We start from the raw sequence: 15,256 nt of genomic DNA on the forward strand, positions 1-15,256 counted from the left end.
ACTCCTCCGCGACCCGTCCCGCAGTGTTAAGTGAGCCTAACCTCACGGCAGCGGCGGGGCCTCGCCCTCGACGCCGTCGAAGTCGACGGAGGAGAACTCGCGCAGCTTGGTGAGGCGGTGGTAGCCGTCGATCAGCCGCACCGTGCCGGACTTGGACCGCATCACGATCGACTGGGTGGTCGCGCCGCCGCCCCGGTAGTGGACGCCGCGCAGCAGCGGGCCGTCGGTGATGCCGGTGGCGCAGAAGAAGACGTTCTCGCCGCGCACGAGCTCGGCGGTGGTCAGGACCTTGTCGAGGTCGTGGCCCGCGGCGAGGGCCTTCTCCCGCTCGGCGTCGTCGGTGGGCCACAGGCGGCCCTGGATCTCGCCGCCCATGCACTTGAGCGCGGCCGCGGTGATGATCCCCTCCGGGGTGCCGCCGACGCCGTAGAGCATGTCCACGCCCGAGTTGGGACGTGCCGCGGCGATGGCACCGGCGACGTCGCCGTCGGAGATGAAGGAGATCCGGGCGCCGGCCTCGCGGATCTCGGCGACGATCTGCTCGTGCCGCGGACGGTCGAGCACACAGACCGTCACGTCGGCGACGTCGGTCTCCTTGGCCCGCGCGACCCGGCGGATGTTCTCCGCGACCGGCGCGGTGATGTCGATGACGTCGGCCGAGTCCGGGCCGACCGCGATCTTCTCCATGTAGAACACCGCGGACGGGTCGAACATCGCGTCGCGCTCGGCGACGGCGAGCACCGCGAGCGCGTTCGGCATGCCCTTGGCCATCAGCGTGGTGCCGTCGATGGGGTCGACGGCGACGTCGCAGAACGGGCCCTCGCCGTTCCCGACCTCCTCGCCGTTGAACAGCATCGGGGCCTCGTCCTTCTCGCCCTCGCCGATGACGACGACACCGCGCATCGACACCGACGAGATGAGCTGGCGCATGGCGTCGACGGCGGCGCCGTCGCCACCGTTCTTGTCGCCCTTGCCGACCCAGCGGCCCGCGGCCATGGCGGCGGCCTCGGTGACCCGGACCAGCTCCATCGCCAGGTTGCGGTCGGGCGCCTCACGACGGCGGGGGGCGGGGCTGGCGGACTGGCTCACGGATACGTCTCCATTCACGGGCGGCGTGCTCGTCGGCGACGTCCCCTCGCCCGGGTGGTGACCGGCGTACGGGGAGGCGCCCGGCGATCCTCGCACGTGGGGCGCCGGGGGAGCAGTGATGAGCGACCGACGCCATGCCTGGGACGATGGACACGTGAGCGCACGACCTGACCCGGGAACGCCGTCCTCGGAGCGCCCGGAGGCCTCGGGGCCCGGCGGGTCCCCGGCTGCCCCGAACCCGGCGTCCCCTGACCCGGCGTCCCCGGACCCGGCGCCGGGTCCGGTGGCCCCGGACGCGGACGCCGGGCCGGTCCGGGAGCCGGCCGCGGCCGTTTCCCCGGCTGCGGATCCGGCTGCGCACCCCGCTTCGGACCCGGATTCGGCTGCGCCTCCAGCTGCGGCCGCGGACCCGGCTGTGGCCGCGGACCCGGCTGCGGCTGCGGGCCCGGCTCCGGCCGCGGACTCGGATCCGGCTCTCGCTGCGGCCCGGGCGGCTCCGGCCGCCGCGCCCGCGGGTGCGGCCCGGGCCGGACGGCCGCAGCCACCGCCGGTGACCCGCCGGATCCCGGAGGCCGGACCGCAGGCGATGCACAAGCCCGGCCGCGGCGACGCGTCGGTGCGCGACCTGATCTGGGCCTGCCTGATCCTCGTCCCGGTCGCGCTGCTGATCTTCTCGGTCGGCGGGTCGTGCTCGTTCTCGCCCGGCGGCCCGGCCGAGGACGCCGCGTCGGGACCCACCGTCGACGCCCCGGCCCGGATCGCCGAGTACGCCCGCGGCTCGACCTTCCCGCTGCGGCTGCCGGACGTGCCGTTCCGGGCCAACTCCACCGATCGGGGCCCGGTCGAGGGCGGCGGCACCGCCGTGCGCATCGGCTTCGTCACCCCCGACGCGGACTTCCTGAGCCTGGTCCAGACCGACGGGTCGGTCGAGGGCGTCCTCGCCACCGAGTCCGGCTCCGCGGGCCGCGGCGACGGACCCCCGACGATGCGCGGCACCGTGCAGGCGGGCGGCCTGACCTGGGAGGTCTACGGCGCCGAGGGCGGCGAGCCCTTCCGGATCGCGACGCTGCCCGGCCGTCCCGAGGTCCGGGTCCTGGTGACCGGCTCGGCGTCGGAGGACCAGTTCCGAACCCTGGCGGAAGCCCTCACCACCGCCCGAGTCTTCCCACCCGGTTCCTGACCCCGGTCTTACACGGGTTCCGGCGTCCCACAGGGGATCCGATCCCGTGTGCGACGCCGGAATCCCTGTGGGACGTGGTTGTCCACATTGCGGGGAGTTGTCCACAGGGTTCGGTTCGGGGGCGTTGGTGGGGGTGTTGCGGGGCAGGGTCGGGGCATGGACCTTCTGCCTGGTACGACGCCCGTGCGGCGCTCGGAGCTGCTCGCCGCGGGGATGAGCGAGGCCGAGATCCGCCACGCCGTCGGCTCGGGGGCGATCGTGCGGGTCTGCCGCGGGATGTACCGCGGTGCCGTGCCGTCGGGGTCGCCGGTGCTGCGGGGGGACCCCGGTCAACGCTGGGAGGAGCTCGTCGCCGGGCACGAGCGCGCCGTGCGCGGGGTGGTGCGTCGGCTCGAGTCGCCCGCGGTCGTCAGCCACGTCTCCGCCGCGGTCGTGCACGGCACCGAGATCTGGGACGTGCCGCTGGACCGCGTCCACGTCACGCGGTCGGCGCCGACCGGGGCTCGCCGGGGACACGACCTCGTCCTCCACGCGGTGCCCCTCGATCCCGCGGAGACGCTGCGGGTGCGCGGGATCCTGGTGACCGCGCCCGCCCGCACCGTCGCCGACGTGGCCAGGACGGTGCCGTTCGGTCAGGCGGTCGTCGTCGCGGACGGTCTGGCCCGGCGGTACGGGCTCCGGACCGCGGAGCTCCTGACCGCGGCGCGCCCGGAGCGTCGTCGGCGGGGGACGGCGGCCGCGGTGCGCGTCGCGCGGTTCGCCGACGGGCGCGCCGCGAGCCCCGGCGAGTCACGGAGCCGCGTGCTGTTCCACGCGGCCGGGCTCCCGGCCCCCGACCTGCAGCGCGAGGTCCGGGACGCCGGCGGCCGGTGGTGCGCGACCGTCGACTTCTGGTGGGACGGCAGCCCGCCCGTCGTCGGGGAGTTCGACGGCGAGGTGAAGTACGGGCGTCTGCTCCCGCCGGGGAGGACGGCGGGTCAGGTGATCACCGAGGAGAAGATCCGCGAGGACCGGCTCCGTGACCTGGGCCTGCACGTCGTCCGGTGGACCTGGCGCGACCTGGACGCCCCCACCGCCCTCCTGACCCGCCTCCGTACAAGGCTGCAGCCCCGGTGACCTCCCACACCGGATGCGGCGTCCCACACGGGGTCGGAACCCGTGTCGGACGCCGGTTCCCGTGTCGGAGGCTCAGGCGTCGTCGGGGTCGTCGGCGTCGGCGTCGGCGTCGGCCAGCTTCTCCTCGATGCGGGTGCGGGCGCCGGCGAGCTGGGCGTCGCAGCGCTTGGCCAGGGCCTCGCCGCGCTCCCACAGCGCGACGGACTCGTCCAGGCCGAGGCCGCCGACCTCCAGTGCGCGCACGACCTCCATGAGCTCGTCGCGGGCCTGCTCGTAGCCCAGGGTCTCCACTGCCGGTCGGTCGCTCATCGGGTCTCCGGGTCGGGGGTGGTGGTCACGGTGGCGGCGACGGCGCCGTCGGCGACCCGGATCCGCAGGCCGGTGCCGGCGGGCGCGTCGGTGACCGACCGCAGGAGCGGGGGCACGTCGTCGGTGCGGTCGGCGAGCTGCACGATCGCGTAGCCGCGCGCCAGGGTCGCGGTCGGGCTGAGCGCGGCGAGCCGGGCGCCCAGGTGCTCCAGCTCCGACGACGCCCGGTCCAGCCGGCGCAGCACCGCGCGGTGGGCGGCGGCGCGGGCGTCGGCGATCTCGCCCTCCCGGGCGGTGACCATGCGCAGCGGGTCGGTGAGCACCGGCCGCCGTCGTAGGTCGTCGAGGCGGTGCTGCTCGCGGTCGACCCAGCCGTGCAGGGCTCGGCGGGCCCGGTCGCGCAGCCCGGAGATCCGGGCGGTCTCCTCGGCGAGGTCGGGGACCAGGCTGCGTCCGGCCTCGGTCGGGGTGGAGCAGCGCACGTCGGCGACGTGATCGACCAGCGGGGTGTCCGGCTCGTGCCCGATGGCCGAGACGACCGGGGTACGGCAGGCGGCGACGGCACGGCACAGCGTCTCGTCGGAGAAGGGCAGCAGGTCCTCGACGCTGCCGCCGCCGCGGGCGAGCACGATGACCTCGACGTCCGGGTCGCGGTCGAGCGCCCGCAGCGCGCCGACGACCTGCTCCACGGCCAGCCCGCCCTGTACGGCGACGTTCTCGATCCGGAACCGCACCGCGGGCCAGCGCGCGGTGGCGTTGCGGACCACGTCGTGCTCGGCCGCGGAGTCGCGCCCGGTGACCAGACCGATGGTGTGCGGGAGCAGCGGCGGGCGCCGTTTGAGGGACGGGTCGAACAGCCCCTCGGCGGCGAGCAGCCTGCGCAGCCGCTCGATGCGGGCCAGCAGCTCACCGAGACCGACCGCGCGGATCCGGTCGACGCGCAGCGACAGCGTGCCGCGCCCCAGGTAGAACGACGGCTTGCCGTGCACGATCACCCGGCTGCCCTCGGTCACGGCGCCGCCGGCGTCGCGCACCAGCGACGACGGCGCCGTCAGCTGCAGGGAGATGTCGGCGGCCGGGTCACGCAGCGTCAGGAACGTGGTCCCGGAGCGGGCGTTGACCTGGGCGAGCTGGCCCTCGACCCACACCGCGCCGAGCCGGTCGACCCACTCGGCGATCTTGCGGGCGACCGTGCGGACCGGCCACGGGTCCTCCTCGGAGGTCGTGGCGCTCAACGGTTCTCGGACACCGTCGCGATCCGGTTCGTCAGCATCGTGACGTACGGCGGCCGGTTCTCGTGTGCGGTCTCCCAGGCGAGGAGGTCCGTGAGGTCGTCGAGGCTCAGCGTGCGGAGCTTGCCGCGCAGCTGGGGCACGGTCATCGTCGGGTACTCGGGCAGCACGGCCGGCGCGGTCGCGCTCGCCTCGGCCCGGTTCGACGCCGCCGCCGGCCGGGACGACGGGGACCGGTCGATCGGGATGCCGGTGCGGGCGGGTCGCAGCGACGACACGGTGCCGTTGCGGCCGGCCGGGGCGGCGGGCGGCAGCGGCGGGGCGATCGGCTCCGGGTCGGGCAGCGAGATGTCGGCGCCGTCGGCCAGGTCGTCGTCGAAGGTCGCCCAGCTGGGGACGTCGTCGGCGGGACGCAGGGTGCCCAGCGCGCGGTCACCCTTGATGGCCAGCTCGGTGATCCGCTGCTGGACCCGCATGGACACCTGCAACGCCTGGCTGACCGCGGTCACCGGCAGCTCGACGGCGTGCCGCGGCAGCTCTCGGGCCTGCTCGACGGCGGTCACGACGAGGCCGGCGGCGATCCGCACGGGGAACGGCAGCGGAGACATGCACGCCATTGTCCCCTGATCCGCGGTCGCCTGTCGCGCCGGGCGCCCGGTCGGGCCGGTCACGTGCGGCTGCCCGTTCCCGGGGTGGTCCGTACCCTGGGGGCATGTCCGGTTCTGCCAAGCAGGTCCTGCTCGCCAAGCCCCGCGGCTACTGCGCGGGCGTCGACCGTGCCGTCGAGGCGGTGGAGCAGGCACTCGACCAGTACGGCGCCCCCGTGTACGTCCGCAAGGAGATCGTGCACAACAAGCACGTGGTGGAGACGCTGCGCGAGCGCGGCGCGATCTTCGTCGACGAGGCGTCGGAGGTCCCGGAGGGCGCGCACGTCGTGTTCTCCGCGCACGGCGTTTCGCCCGCGGTCCGCGCCGAGGCCTCGGGCCGGAACCTGCAGACCATCGACGCGACCTGCCCGCTGGTGACCAAGGTCCACCAGGAGGCGAAGCGGTTCGCCCGCGAGGACTACGACATCCTGCTCGTCGGGCACGCTGGGCACGAGGAGGTCGAGGGGACCTCTGGTGAGGCGCCCGAGCACATCCAGCTCGTCGAGTCCGCCGCCGACGTCGACTCCGTGACCGTCCGCGACCCGGAGAAGGTCGTGTGGCTCTCGCAGACCACGCTCAGCGTCGACGAGACCATGGACACCGTGCGCGCCCTGCGCGAGCGTTTCCCGAAGCTGCAGAACCCCCCGTCGGACGACATCTGCTACGCCACGCAGAACCGTCAGGTCGCGGTGAAGACGATGGCGCCGCGCTGCGACCTCGTGCTGGTCGTCGGGTCGCGGAACTCGTCGAACTCGGTGCGTCTGGTCGAGGTCGCCCTCGGCGCCGGGGCCGGCGCCTCGTACCTGATCGACTACGCCCGTGAGATCGACGAGTCGTGGCTCGACGGCGTCACGACGGTCGGGATCACCAGCGGCGCGTCGGTGCCGGAGATCCTGGTGCAGGGTGTCGTCGAGTACCTGGCCGAGCGCGGCTTCGGCTCGGTCGAGGAGGTCGACACCGCCGAGGAGACGCTGACCTTCTCGCTGCCCCGTGAGCTGCGCCCGCCGCGTGGCCGGTCGCTGGGCCTGACCCCGGTGAACTGAGCCCGGTGAACTGAGCCCGTCACGCACGACGCAGGCCCCGGACCGACTCGGTCCGGGGCCTGCGTCGTACAGGGGGTGGAGCGGTCAGCCCGCCGCGCGGTCCGCCTGGACCTGCTTCGCCGACACGACCTGCACCTGGTCACCGATCTGCAGGGTGTCGAACCAGAGCTTCGCGTTCTCCGGGGCGAGCCGGACGCAGCCCGCCGACGGGGTGTCGGTGCGGCCCTCGTGGAAGGCGATGCCGCCGTCCTGGAAGAACACCGCCCACGGCATCGGGGCGGGCTCGCCGTTGGTCATCGTGTACTCGCCACTCTTGTGGAGCTGCTCCTTGCGGTACACCCGCAGGGAGTGGCCGATCGGGGTCTCCTTGCCCGGGCCGCCGATGGCGACCGGGACGGGCCCGTGGGTGATCTTCCCGTCGGTGAACAGCCAGGAGCGCTGCGAGTCGAGGTCGACACAGGCGCGGGCCGTGACGGTGCACGGGGTGCCCGCGACGAGCGGCTGGTCCCGGAAGGCCTGGGCGGCCGGGGTCCCGGCGATCGCGGTGCCGACGCCGATCAGCGCGACGGCCGCGGTGACCAGCGCGACGACGATCGCGGGTCGCGTCCTGCGGGGGCTGCGGGTGGTCGACATGGCGCTCCAGTGGTTCCGGCGTGCGTCGGGGGGAGCGGCGGGGTCACGCCGTGCCCCCGATGGGGAAGACGCTCGGGAGGGCAGTGGGTTGCTCCCATTGTCCGGTCCGTCGTCACCCGGGCGGTCTGCGGGGTACGTTCCGGCCGTCCACCTGGGCGGATGCATGCGGAGCGCCGGTTCCGCCGTCAGCGGGTGTCGCGGCGTGTCCGGCCGGTCGCCCCGCGCGTCGACCCGCGGGTGGGCTCGGAGCGGGACGGATCGACACGGGAGGACTCCGCGCGGGAGGAGCCGGAGCGCGCGGACCCGGTGGAGCGTGCCGCCGAACCGGTGCGCGAGATCCCGGTGGAGCGCGCTGCGGAGCCGGTGCGCGAGACCCCGGTGCCGGTGGACCCGGTGCGGGCCGTGTCGCGTCGGGCGGAGCCGGTCGGGGTCGACCCGGTGGCCGACCCGGTGCGGGCAGTGCCGGACGTGCGGGACCGGGCCGCGGTCGCCGTGCCGGGCGTACCCGCACCGCGCGGCGCCCGGGTCCGCCCGCCGGGCCCGTCCGGGTCGTACCCGCCCGGGTCGCGGCCCAGGCGCTGCCGCAGCCGGCCGACCGCGTCGTCCGGGCCGAGCCGCTGGCGCAGCACCCGCAGGCCGGCGACGAGCAGCACGACCAGCGTGGTCACCGCCATCGCCGGGAACGCGTTGATGAGCGGTGCGCCCGCCATGAGCAGGCTCTGCGCCGCGCCGCCACCGGACGGGGCGCCGATGAGCACCGCGACCAGCGGGACGACGACGGCGAGCAGCAGCGGCGGCTGCACGGCCGGCAGGAACAGGCTGCGCCGGCGGACCCAGGACACCGCGAGCACGCAACCGAGCAGGTAGCAGACCTCGAACACCCGGCCGACGGTGCCGATCCGCAGCAGGTCCACCAGGACCCCGAGAGCTGTGGTGCCGACGGCCAGGCCGGTCGCCGCCATCGGCGGGATCCCGAGGACCGGGGGGAGCAGGGACCGCTCGCGCACCGGCCAGCCACCGCGCGCGGGGGCGGACCCCCGGCCGGGCCGGCGGGCCGAAGTCGATCGGGCCGTGGTCACCCGGTCAGCCTAACCCCTCCCGCCACGGTGTCCCGGCCGCCTCGTCGTGTTCCGTGTCGCCGTCGCCGAACGTGCCCGGATGTGCGCCGTCGGGTCGGCCACCGCCGGATCGGGTGCCGTCCGTCCGGTTGTGGTCGGGCCGCCCGAGGTCCTCCAGGGACACCAGCGAGTCCCCGGCGGAGGCGACCAGCTCGGGTGCGGAGACACCGCGCGGGGTCCGGTCGACCGTCGCGGGGGTCTCCAGCTCGGTGTCGGACACCTGCAGCTCGGTGAACTTCCGGGCGCTCACCAGGACCCGGGCCTCCAGCGAGGAGACGGTCCGGTTGTAGCTGTCCACGACCGCGTCGAGGCTGCGGCCGAGCTTCGCGACGTGGGTGCCCATCGTCGCGAGGCGCCCGTGCAGCTCGCGCCCGAGCCGGTGCACCTGGGCGGCGTTGCGGGCCAGCGCCTCCTGCTTCCAGCCGTAGGCGACGGTGCGCAGCAGCGCGACGAGGGTGGTCGGCGTCGAGAGCACGACGTTGCGGCCGAAGGCGTACTCCAGCAGCCCCGGGTCCGAGCGGAGTGCGGCCTCCAGGAACGGGTCGCCGGGCACGAACAGCACCACGAACTCCGGTGTGGGCTCGAACGACTCCCAGTAGGCCTTGGCGGAGAGCTGGTCCACGTGGGTGCGCAGCTGCCGGGCGTGCGCGGCGAGCCGCTCGATGTGCACGTCCGGGTCGGAGGCCTCGACCGCCTGCAGGTAGGCCGCGAACGGCACCTTCGCGTCGACGACGACCTGCTTGCCGCCCGCGAGCCGGACCAGCATGTCCGGGCGGACCCCGCCGTCCTCCCCGGCGGCGGACACCTGGGTGGAGAAGTCGCAGTGCTCGAGCATCCCGGCCATCTCGGCGACCCGCTGCAGCTGCATCTCACCCCACCGGCCCCGCACCTGCGGCGCCCGCAGCGCGTTGACCAGCGCCTTCGTCTCGGTGCCGAGCCTGTCCGAGCTCGCCGCCATCGCCCTGACCTGCTCGCGGAGCCCGGCATAGGCGGACTCGCGTTCCTTCTCCACCGTCCGCAGCTGGCCCTCGACCCGGCCCAGCGCCGCCGAGACCGGGTCGAGCAGCTGCTCGACGGCCTTCGCGCGGGCCGCCTGGTCGCCGTCGGCCCTGGCCGCGAGCGCGGCGGTCGCCTCCTTGATCCGGCTCTCCGCCAGCGCCACGAACGCCTCGTTGTTGCGGGCCAGCGCGTCCTGCGACAGCGCGGCGAAGGAGTCCTTCAGCTCGGCCTCGCGGCGCGTCGTCGCGGCCTCGGCCTGCGCGCGGGCCTCCCGCTCGGCGCGCAGCGCGGCGGTGGCCCCGGCGGCCTCGGACTCGGCGCGCCGGGCCCGGTTCGTCGCGTCGTCGAGCGACTCGTGCAGCTCCTCGACCCGCTCGAGCAGCGCGGTGCGCTCGGCGCGCAGGCCCGCGGCGTCCGCCCGGGTGGTGGCGGCGGTGTTCGCGGCGGCGCGGGCCGCCTCGGCCGCCTCGGCACGGAACCGGGCGGCGGCCACCGACCAGACCACGGCGGCGGCGACCGCCGCACCGAGCATCGATCCGAGGAGCAGGCTGAGGACGTCCACCCCCGCAGCGTGCACCGCACCCCCGACAGTTCCGCGTCGCCGCAGGTCGGCGGCGTGTCCGGAGTCCGGTGTCGCGCACCGGATCGCAGGGGAGGTCTGCGGCCGGACGGGTTGCCCCGGCGAGACGGATGCCACGCGGGGCGAACCGGTTCGCTATGCACACGTCTTCTCCGGTGTCGGACCTTCGGGGGCCGACGGTCCGGGCCGGGGGCCCGGGCGCCGCGAGAGTGAGAGAGGTACCTGTGATGACCACCCGACTCGCCCGCACCATCGGCCGTACGGCCGCCACGACCACCGCCGCCCTGGCTGTCGCCGCCGCGGCAGTGCTCGTCCCGGCCGGGGTCGCCTCGGCCGCACCCGCGACGCCGGCGGGGGACCCGGCGCCCAGCGCCTGCCGGCCGGCGAACCAGCAGGCGACCATCCACCCGGCGCCGGCGAGCGCCGGGCACCGTCACTACTCGGTCGTGCTCAGCGCGGCCCCGGGCACCGCGCCGTGCCTGCTGTCCGGATCGCCGTCGGACCTGGTGTTCAGCCTGAACGGCTCGCCGCGCGCCTCCGAGGTCGCGGTGCCCTACGGCGACCAGACCCGCGCCGTCGAGTTCGGGCCGGGGGAGCCCGTGCAGTTCGACGTGCAGATCCGCAACTCCGCCGGGCCCGCCCCGGCGAACGAGCTGGAGTTCTCGCTGCACGGTCCCGGCGGCGACATCCCGGGCAGCTTCCTGGCCCGGGGACCGATCGGCGTCGACGCCGGGATCCAGGTCGGACCGGTCACCGAGGGCTGACCCGGGGGCACCGGTGCCGGGGCACCCGGCGGCCGCGGTGCGCGATCCGCGGTCGCCGGGGACGGTCTCAGACCGCCTCGTGCTCCAGCAGCCACCGCTTCACGGCCAGGCCGTAGCGGAACCCGCCCAGGGTCCCGTCGCTGCGCAGCACCCGGTGGCACGGGACGAACAGCGCCGCCGCGTTGGACGCGCAGGCGCCGGCCGCGGCACGCACCGCCGCGGGGCGGCCGGTCTTCTCGGCGTAGCCGGTGTAGGTGACCGGTGCCCCCGCGGGCACGGCCCGCAGCACGTCCCACGCCAGCTCCCGGTAGGGGCCGGACCGCTGGCGGACGGGCACGTCGTCGATCGCCGACAGCTCGCCGTCGTGGTAGCGGTCGACCGCCTCGCCGACCGCGCCGAGGTCGCCCTCGACCACGGTCGTCGGGGCCAGTGAGCGGTGCACCAGGGCGAGCAGCTCGTCGACCGAGGCGGTCCAGCCGGAGGCGAGGACGTGGCCGTCGTCGTCGACGACCGCGGTGAACGGCCCGGCCGGGGTGTCCCGTGTGGACCACGTTGCTGTGCTCATGCGCTCCTCCGAGCGGTGGTGGTGGCGGCGGACGTCGCGGCCCGCCAGAGATGGGTGGCGGCGTAGGACCGCCAGGGGGCCCAGGCGCGGGCGCGCGCGGTGAGCGCGGCCCCGTCGCAGGGCAGTCCGAGCGCCTCGGCGCCGCGGCGCACCGCGAGGTCGGAGGCGAGCAGCTCGTCGGGGTCACCCAGGACCCGCATGGCCAGGTAGCCGGCGCTCCAGGGTCCGATCCCGGGCAGCGCGCACAGCTCGGCGCGCAGGTCGTCCGGGTCGCGCCCGGGGTCGAGGGCGAGCGTGCCGTCGGCGAGCGCGGCACACAGCCCGCGCAGCGACGACGCTCGTCGGGCCGGGCCCGCGAGGTCGGCGTCGACGAGGGTTCCCGGCTCGGGGAACAGCAGGTGCGGCCCGCCGTCGTCGCACAGCTCCGCGGGCAGCGGCGTCCCGTGCGTGGCCGCGAGACGGGCCGCGGCGGTGCGGGCGGCGGCGACCGACACCTGCTGGCCCAGCACCGTGCGGACCGCCGTCTCGGCCGGGTCGACGGTGCCCGCCAGCCGGATCCCGGGCGTCGCGGCGACCAGGGGGGCGAGTGCGGCGTCGGCACCCAGCACGGCGTCGACGGCGAGCGGGTCGGCGTCGAGGTCGAGCAATCGGCGCAGCCGGTACACCGCGGGCCCGACGTCCCGCGGGTCGGACGCCCGCAGCGTCGCCACCACGGCGCCGGGCCGCGCGGTCAGGTCCAGTGCGACGGCGGCCGATCCGTGCGGGAGCCACAGCGTGCGGCGGTAGGTGCCGCCGCCGACGGTCTCGACACCGTCGACCGCGCGGGCCGCGAGGTGGTCGAGCAGACCGTGCGGGTCGAACGGGGACCGGTAGGGCAGCCGCAGCACGAGCGCCCCGGGCGGGCCGGGCTCGCGGTTGCGCGTGCGGCGTGCGGCCTCGGCGCGCAGCTGGGAGGGCGGGACGCCGTAGACGGCGCGGACGGTGTCGTTGAACTGCCGGACGCTGCCGAACCCGGCGGCGAACGCGACGTCGGCCAGCCCGAGCGGGGTGGTCTCGACCAGGATGCGGGCGGTGTGCGCGCGCTGCGCGCGGGCCAGGGCCAGCGGCCCGGCACCCACCTCGGAGGTGAGGATCCGGCCGAGCTGGCGGGGCGAGTAGCCCAGCCGCGACGCGAGCCCGGGGACCCCGTCGCGCTCGACGACGCCGTCGGCGATCAGGCGCATGGCCCGCCCCGCGGCGTCGGCACGCAGGTTCCACTCCGGCGAGCCGGGGACGGCGTCGGGCAGGCACCGCCGGCAGGCCCGGTAGCCCGCGGTCTGCGCGGCGGCCGCGGTCCGCAGGAACTCGACGTTGTGCGAGCGCGGAGGCGGTACCGGGCAGGACGGACGGCAGTAGATGCCGGTGGTGCGCACGGCCGTGACGAACTGGCCGTCGAACCGCGCGTCCTTGGCGGCGACGGCGCGGTAGCAGGAGTCGTGGTCGAGCAGCACGGTACCGACGATGCCACTGGGCGGCCGTCGCCACTGGCGGGAATCGGTCACCGGTGTCCGGGGCCGGTCCAGGGCAGGCGCACGACGTCCCCCTCGGTCCCGGTCGTCGGAGCTCGGCCCGGACGGGTGTGGTGCTCGGCCGTCCGGGTGGTGGCAGCCGTTCGACGATGTCCGTGTGTCACCTGTGCGCCGTGCGACGGAGCGTGCCTTACTCCCAACGGAGCTGTATCGACGACCGACGGTGCTCATCCGTGCCGGGTGTCGGCACGAGAGCGCTGCCCACGGTGCGCCCGTCCCGCAGCGGGTACGGGATCATGGTCACCGGCACGGACGAACTGGAGGCGATCATCGCGACCGAGGCCGTCGGGTCCGGCCCCGGGCCCCGCCGCGTCGGTCGGGCGATCGGGGCCCGCACCCGCATCGTCGGGTGGGTCGTGCTGCTGGTGCTGGCCTCGCTGGGCGTCGTCACGCTGCTGACCTGGATGCTGCTGATCGACGAGACCGACCGCCGGATCGACGGGGCGCTGAACTCCGAGATCGCCGAGTTCGCCCGCGTCACCGAGACCGGCATCAACCCGACGACCGGCCGGCCGTACTCCTCGGTCGACGAGATCCTGCGGTCGGTGATCGCCGCGAACGTCGCGCGGCCGAACGAGAAGTTCCTCGGCTATCTCGACGGGCGCTTCCGCTGGGAGTCCCGGCGGACGAGCCCGCGGGTGCTGCTGCGCGAGGACCCGGCGTTCACCGCGCTGGTCGCCGACGTCCGTCGTCCCACCCGCGGGTCCTACGAGAGCTCGGCGGGCGAGGTGCGCTGGTCGGCGTTGCCGGTCGGGCTCGCCGGCGACCCGCAGCGCGGCGTCATCGTGATCGGCTACTTCACCGACCGCGAGCACGACTTCGCCCACGAGGCCGCGCGCTTGATGGGGCTGGTCGGGTTCGGTACGGCGCTGCTGTCCGCGGTCGGGGCGTGGCTGGTGGCCGGGCGCATCCTGCGGCCGCTGCGCGACGTCGCCGCGACCGCGAACACCATCACCGGGCGGGACCTGTCGCGCCGGGTGCCGCAGCGCGCGCAGGCCCGCGACGAGATCGCCGAGCTGGCCATCACGCTGAACGCGATGCTCGACCGGGTGCAGAGCGGTATGGAGTCCCAGCGGCGGTTCGTCGACGACGCCGGCCACGAGCTGCGCACCCCGATCACCATCGTGCGGGGGCACCTCGGGGTGCTCGACCCGCACGACCCCGACGACGTCGTCGAGACCGTCGCCCTGGTCGACGACGAGCTGGAGCGGATGAACCGGCTGGTGTCGGAGATGCTCGCGCTGACCCGGGCCGAGCAGCCGTCGCTGCTCCGGACCGAGCTCGTCGACGTCGGCGCACTGACCCGGGAGCTGTTCGAGAAGCTGACCGGCCTCGCCGACCGGGACTGGCGGCTGGAGGCGGTGGCCGCGGTGCGGTGCCGGATGGACCCGCAGCGGATCACCCAGGCCGTCGTCGCGCTGGCCGACAACGCGACCCGCTTCACCGGCGACGGCGACCGGATCGCGCTCGGCTCGGAGGCGGTCGACGGGCGGGTGCGGATCTGGGTGGCCGACACCGGACCGGGCGTCGCGCCGGAGGACCGGCAGCGGGTGTTCCGGCGCTTCGCGCGCGGCGACGACGCACCCCGCTCCGACGGCGCCGGGCTCGGGCTGTCCATCGTCGAGGCCATCGCGACGACGCACGGCGGTCGCGTGCTGCTCGAGAGCACGCCCGGGCACGGGGCGACCTTCACACTGGACCTGCCGAGGAGCGAGACGTGACCAGCCGGATCCTGGTGGCCGAGGACGAGCTGCGCATCGCGTCCTTGGTGAAGAAGGGCCTGGTCGGGGCCGGGTTCGAGGTCACGGTCGTCGCCGACGGGGCCGGCGTGCACGACCACGCCGTGTCCGGGGGGTTCGACCTGCTGGTGCTCGACATCGGGCTGCCCGGGATGGACGGCTTCGAGGTCCTGCGACGACTGCGGGCGGCCGGCAGCAGCCTCCCGGTGATCATCCTGACCGCGCGCGACAGCGTGCACGACACCGTCGCCGGGCTGACCGGCGGTGCCGACGACTACATGGCCAAACCGTTCCGGTTCGAGGAGCTGGTGGCCCGGATCCGGCTGCGGCTGGAGCGCGCCCGCCCGGTCCCGGACCCGGATCTGCTGACCTTCCACGGACTCGAGCTCGACCCCCGCACCCGGCACGTGAGCGTGCACGGCCGCACCGTCGAGCTGTCCACGCGCGAGTGCGCGCTGGCCGAGACGTTCCTGCGCCACCCGGGCCAGGTGTTGTCCCGCGACCAGCTGCTCCGGCTGGTGTGGGGGCCTGCCGAGTCGGGGGCCTCGTCCAACGTCGTCGACGTCTACGTGCGCTACCTGCGTCGTAAGCTCGGCGCCGGTTGGATCGCGACGGTGCGCGGCGCGGGCTACCGGCTCGAACCGGGCTGAGGAGTCCCGACTACCCTGGTCGTC

15 protein-coding genes are annotated in these 15,256 nt (G+C 75.3%); 6 read left to right on the forward strand and 9 right to left on the reverse strand.

The window, feature by feature from the left end; all coding sequences use genetic code 11:
• Nucleotides 1–42: 42 nt before the first annotated feature.
• Nucleotides 43–1,029 carry a class II fructose-bisphosphatase gene (glpX, locus tag Ae331Ps2_RS14695; protein ID WP_226363091.1) on the reverse strand — a complete coding sequence of 329 codons (987 nt, stop codon included), beginning with the start codon at nt 1,027–1,029 and terminating at the stop codon, nt 43–45.
• A gap of 610 nt (nt 1,030–1,639) precedes the next feature.
• On the opposite strand from glpX, the gene Ae331Ps2_RS14700 reads away from it, so the two are divergent.
• Both Ae331Ps2_RS14700 and Ae331Ps2_RS14705 read left to right on the forward strand, forming a co-directional pair.
• Entirely contained in the window at nt 1,640–2,269 is a 630-nt protein-coding gene (locus Ae331Ps2_RS14700) for a DUF4245 domain-containing protein (RefSeq protein ID WP_075308249.1), read from the forward strand.
• Between the two features lie 156 nt (nt 2,270–2,425).
• Nucleotides 2,426–3,385, forward strand: coding sequence for a type IV toxin-antitoxin system AbiEi family antitoxin domain-containing protein (locus Ae331Ps2_RS14705; protein ID WP_075308247.1), 960 nt, complete (start codon nt 2,426–2,428; stop codon nt 3,383–3,385).
• A 72-nt stretch (nt 3,386–3,457) separates the two neighbouring features.
• Here Ae331Ps2_RS14705 and Ae331Ps2_RS14710 read toward each other — a convergent pair whose 3' ends face one another.
• Genes Ae331Ps2_RS14710 through Ae331Ps2_RS14720 form a run of 3 tightly spaced genes read right to left on the reverse strand, consistent with a single transcriptional unit; the run spans nt 3,458 to nt 5,534 of the window.
• The gene (locus Ae331Ps2_RS14710; RefSeq protein WP_075308245.1) at nt 3,458–3,694 is read right to left on the reverse strand and encodes an exodeoxyribonuclease VII small subunit; all 237 of its coding nucleotides are present in this window, start codon (nt 3,692–3,694) and stop codon (nt 3,458–3,460) included.
• A complete protein-coding gene (gene xseA / locus Ae331Ps2_RS14715; protein ID WP_075308243.1) occupies nt 3,691–4,929 on the reverse strand; it encodes an exodeoxyribonuclease VII large subunit in 1,239 nt (412 codons plus the stop codon). Before xseA ends, Ae331Ps2_RS14710 begins: the two co-directional genes overlap by 4 nt.
• Complete coding sequence (locus Ae331Ps2_RS14720; protein WP_075308241.1) at nt 4,926–5,534, reverse strand: lipid droplet-associated protein; 609 nt, start codon at nt 5,532–5,534, stop codon at nt 4,926–4,928. The genes xseA and Ae331Ps2_RS14720 overlap by 4 nt, the downstream gene beginning before the upstream one ends.
• A 104-nt stretch (nt 5,535–5,638) precedes the next feature.
• Here Ae331Ps2_RS14720 and Ae331Ps2_RS14725 point away from each other — a divergent pair, with 104 nt between their 5' ends.
• On the forward strand, nt 5,639–6,616 hold the full coding sequence (locus tag Ae331Ps2_RS14725) for a 4-hydroxy-3-methylbut-2-enyl diphosphate reductase (protein WP_020626874.1): 978 nt from the start codon (nt 5,639–5,641) through the stop codon (nt 6,614–6,616).
• Nucleotides 6,617–6,700: 84 nt separating this feature from the next.
• On the opposite strand, the gene Ae331Ps2_RS14730 is transcribed toward Ae331Ps2_RS14725, so the two are convergent.
• The 3 genes from Ae331Ps2_RS14730 to Ae331Ps2_RS14740 form a co-directional block, all read right to left on the reverse strand.
• The gene (locus Ae331Ps2_RS14730; RefSeq protein WP_060713230.1) at nt 6,701–7,249 is read right to left on the reverse strand and encodes a L,D-transpeptidase; all 549 of its coding nucleotides are present in this window, start codon (nt 7,247–7,249) and stop codon (nt 6,701–6,703) included.
• Nucleotides 7,250–7,434: 185 nt separating this feature from the next.
• Nucleotides 7,435–8,256: a DUF6542 domain-containing protein gene (locus tag Ae331Ps2_RS33975; protein ID WP_075308239.1), complete on the reverse strand. Its 822-nt coding sequence runs from the start codon at nt 8,254–8,256 to the stop codon at nt 7,435–7,437.
• A gap of 76 nt (nt 8,257–8,332) precedes the next feature.
• The gene (locus tag Ae331Ps2_RS14740) at nt 8,333–9,928 is read right to left on the reverse strand and encodes a DNA recombination protein RmuC (RefSeq protein WP_075308237.1); all 1,596 of its coding nucleotides are present in this window, start codon (nt 9,926–9,928) and stop codon (nt 8,333–8,335) included.
• A 245-nt stretch (nt 9,929–10,173) separates the two neighbouring features.
• On the opposite strand from Ae331Ps2_RS14740, the gene Ae331Ps2_RS14745 reads away from it, so the two are divergent.
• A complete protein-coding gene (locus tag Ae331Ps2_RS14745) occupies nt 10,174–10,710 on the forward strand; it encodes a hypothetical protein (RefSeq protein WP_075308235.1) in 537 nt (178 codons plus the stop codon).
• Between the two features lie 67 nt (nt 10,711–10,777).
• Here the strand turns inward: Ae331Ps2_RS14745 and Ae331Ps2_RS14750 are convergent, their stop codons facing one another.
• Nucleotides 10,778–11,275, reverse strand: a complete 498-nt coding sequence (locus tag Ae331Ps2_RS14750; RefSeq protein WP_075308233.1) for a methylated-DNA--[protein]-cysteine S-methyltransferase — start codon at nt 11,273–11,275, stop codon at nt 10,778–10,780.
• Nucleotides 11,272–12,765 (reverse strand): DNA-3-methyladenine glycosylase 2 family protein, encoded by a 1,494-nt coding sequence (locus Ae331Ps2_RS14755; RefSeq protein ID WP_170917037.1) that lies wholly within the window; start codon nt 12,763–12,765, stop codon nt 11,272–11,274. The genes Ae331Ps2_RS14750 and Ae331Ps2_RS14755 overlap by 4 nt, the downstream gene beginning before the upstream one ends.
• Nucleotides 12,766–13,079: 314 nt before the next feature.
• Between Ae331Ps2_RS14755 and Ae331Ps2_RS14760 the strand changes: the two genes are divergently transcribed.
• Both Ae331Ps2_RS14760 and Ae331Ps2_RS14765 read left to right on the forward strand, forming a co-directional pair.
• The gene (locus tag Ae331Ps2_RS14760) at nt 13,080–14,564 is read left to right on the forward strand and encodes a cell wall metabolism sensor histidine kinase WalK (protein WP_139318812.1); all 1,485 of its coding nucleotides are present in this window, start codon (nt 13,080–13,082) and stop codon (nt 14,562–14,564) included.
• Complete coding sequence (locus Ae331Ps2_RS14765; protein ID WP_075308231.1) at nt 14,561–15,232, forward strand: response regulator transcription factor; 672 nt, start codon at nt 14,561–14,563, stop codon at nt 15,230–15,232. Before Ae331Ps2_RS14760 ends, Ae331Ps2_RS14765 begins: the two co-directional genes overlap by 4 nt.
• The last annotated feature ends 24 nt before the right edge of the window (nt 15,233–15,256 follow it).

Source organism: Pseudonocardia sp. Ae331_Ps2 (assembly GCF_001932405.1).
Classification (GTDB): domain Bacteria; phylum Actinomycetota; class Actinomycetes; order Mycobacteriales; family Pseudonocardiaceae; genus Pseudonocardia.

Coding starts and splice junctions, on each gene's coding strand:
- Ae331Ps2_RS14725 (WP_020626874.1), top strand. CDS start 5,639: ATGTCCGGTTCTGCCAAGCAGGTCCTGCTCGCCAAGCCCCGCGGCTAC.
- Ae331Ps2_RS14750 (WP_075308233.1), bottom strand. CDS start 11,275: ATGAGCACAGCAACGTGGTCCACACGGGACACCCCGGCCGGGCCGTTC.
- Ae331Ps2_RS14730 (WP_060713230.1), bottom strand. CDS start 7,249: ATGTCGACCACCCGCAGCCCCCGCAGGACGCGACCCGCGATCGTCGTC.
- Ae331Ps2_RS14710 (WP_075308245.1), bottom strand. CDS start 3,694: ATGAGCGACCGACCGGCAGTGGAGACCCTGGGCTACGAGCAGGCCCGC.
- Ae331Ps2_RS14760 (WP_139318812.1), top strand. CDS start 13,080: ATGGTCACCGGCACGGACGAACTGGAGGCGATCATCGCGACCGAGGCC.
- Ae331Ps2_RS14720 (WP_075308241.1), bottom strand. CDS start 5,534: ATGTCTCCGCTGCCGTTCCCCGTGCGGATCGCCGCCGGCCTCGTCGTG.
- Ae331Ps2_RS14705 (WP_075308247.1), top strand. CDS start 2,426: ATGGACCTTCTGCCTGGTACGACGCCCGTGCGGCGCTCGGAGCTGCTC.
- Ae331Ps2_RS14745 (WP_075308235.1), top strand. CDS start 10,174: ATGACCACCCGACTCGCCCGCACCATCGGCCGTACGGCCGCCACGACC.
- glpX (WP_226363091.1), bottom strand. CDS start 1,029: ATGGAGCTGGTCCGGGTCACCGAGGCCGCCGCCATGGCCGCGGGCCGC.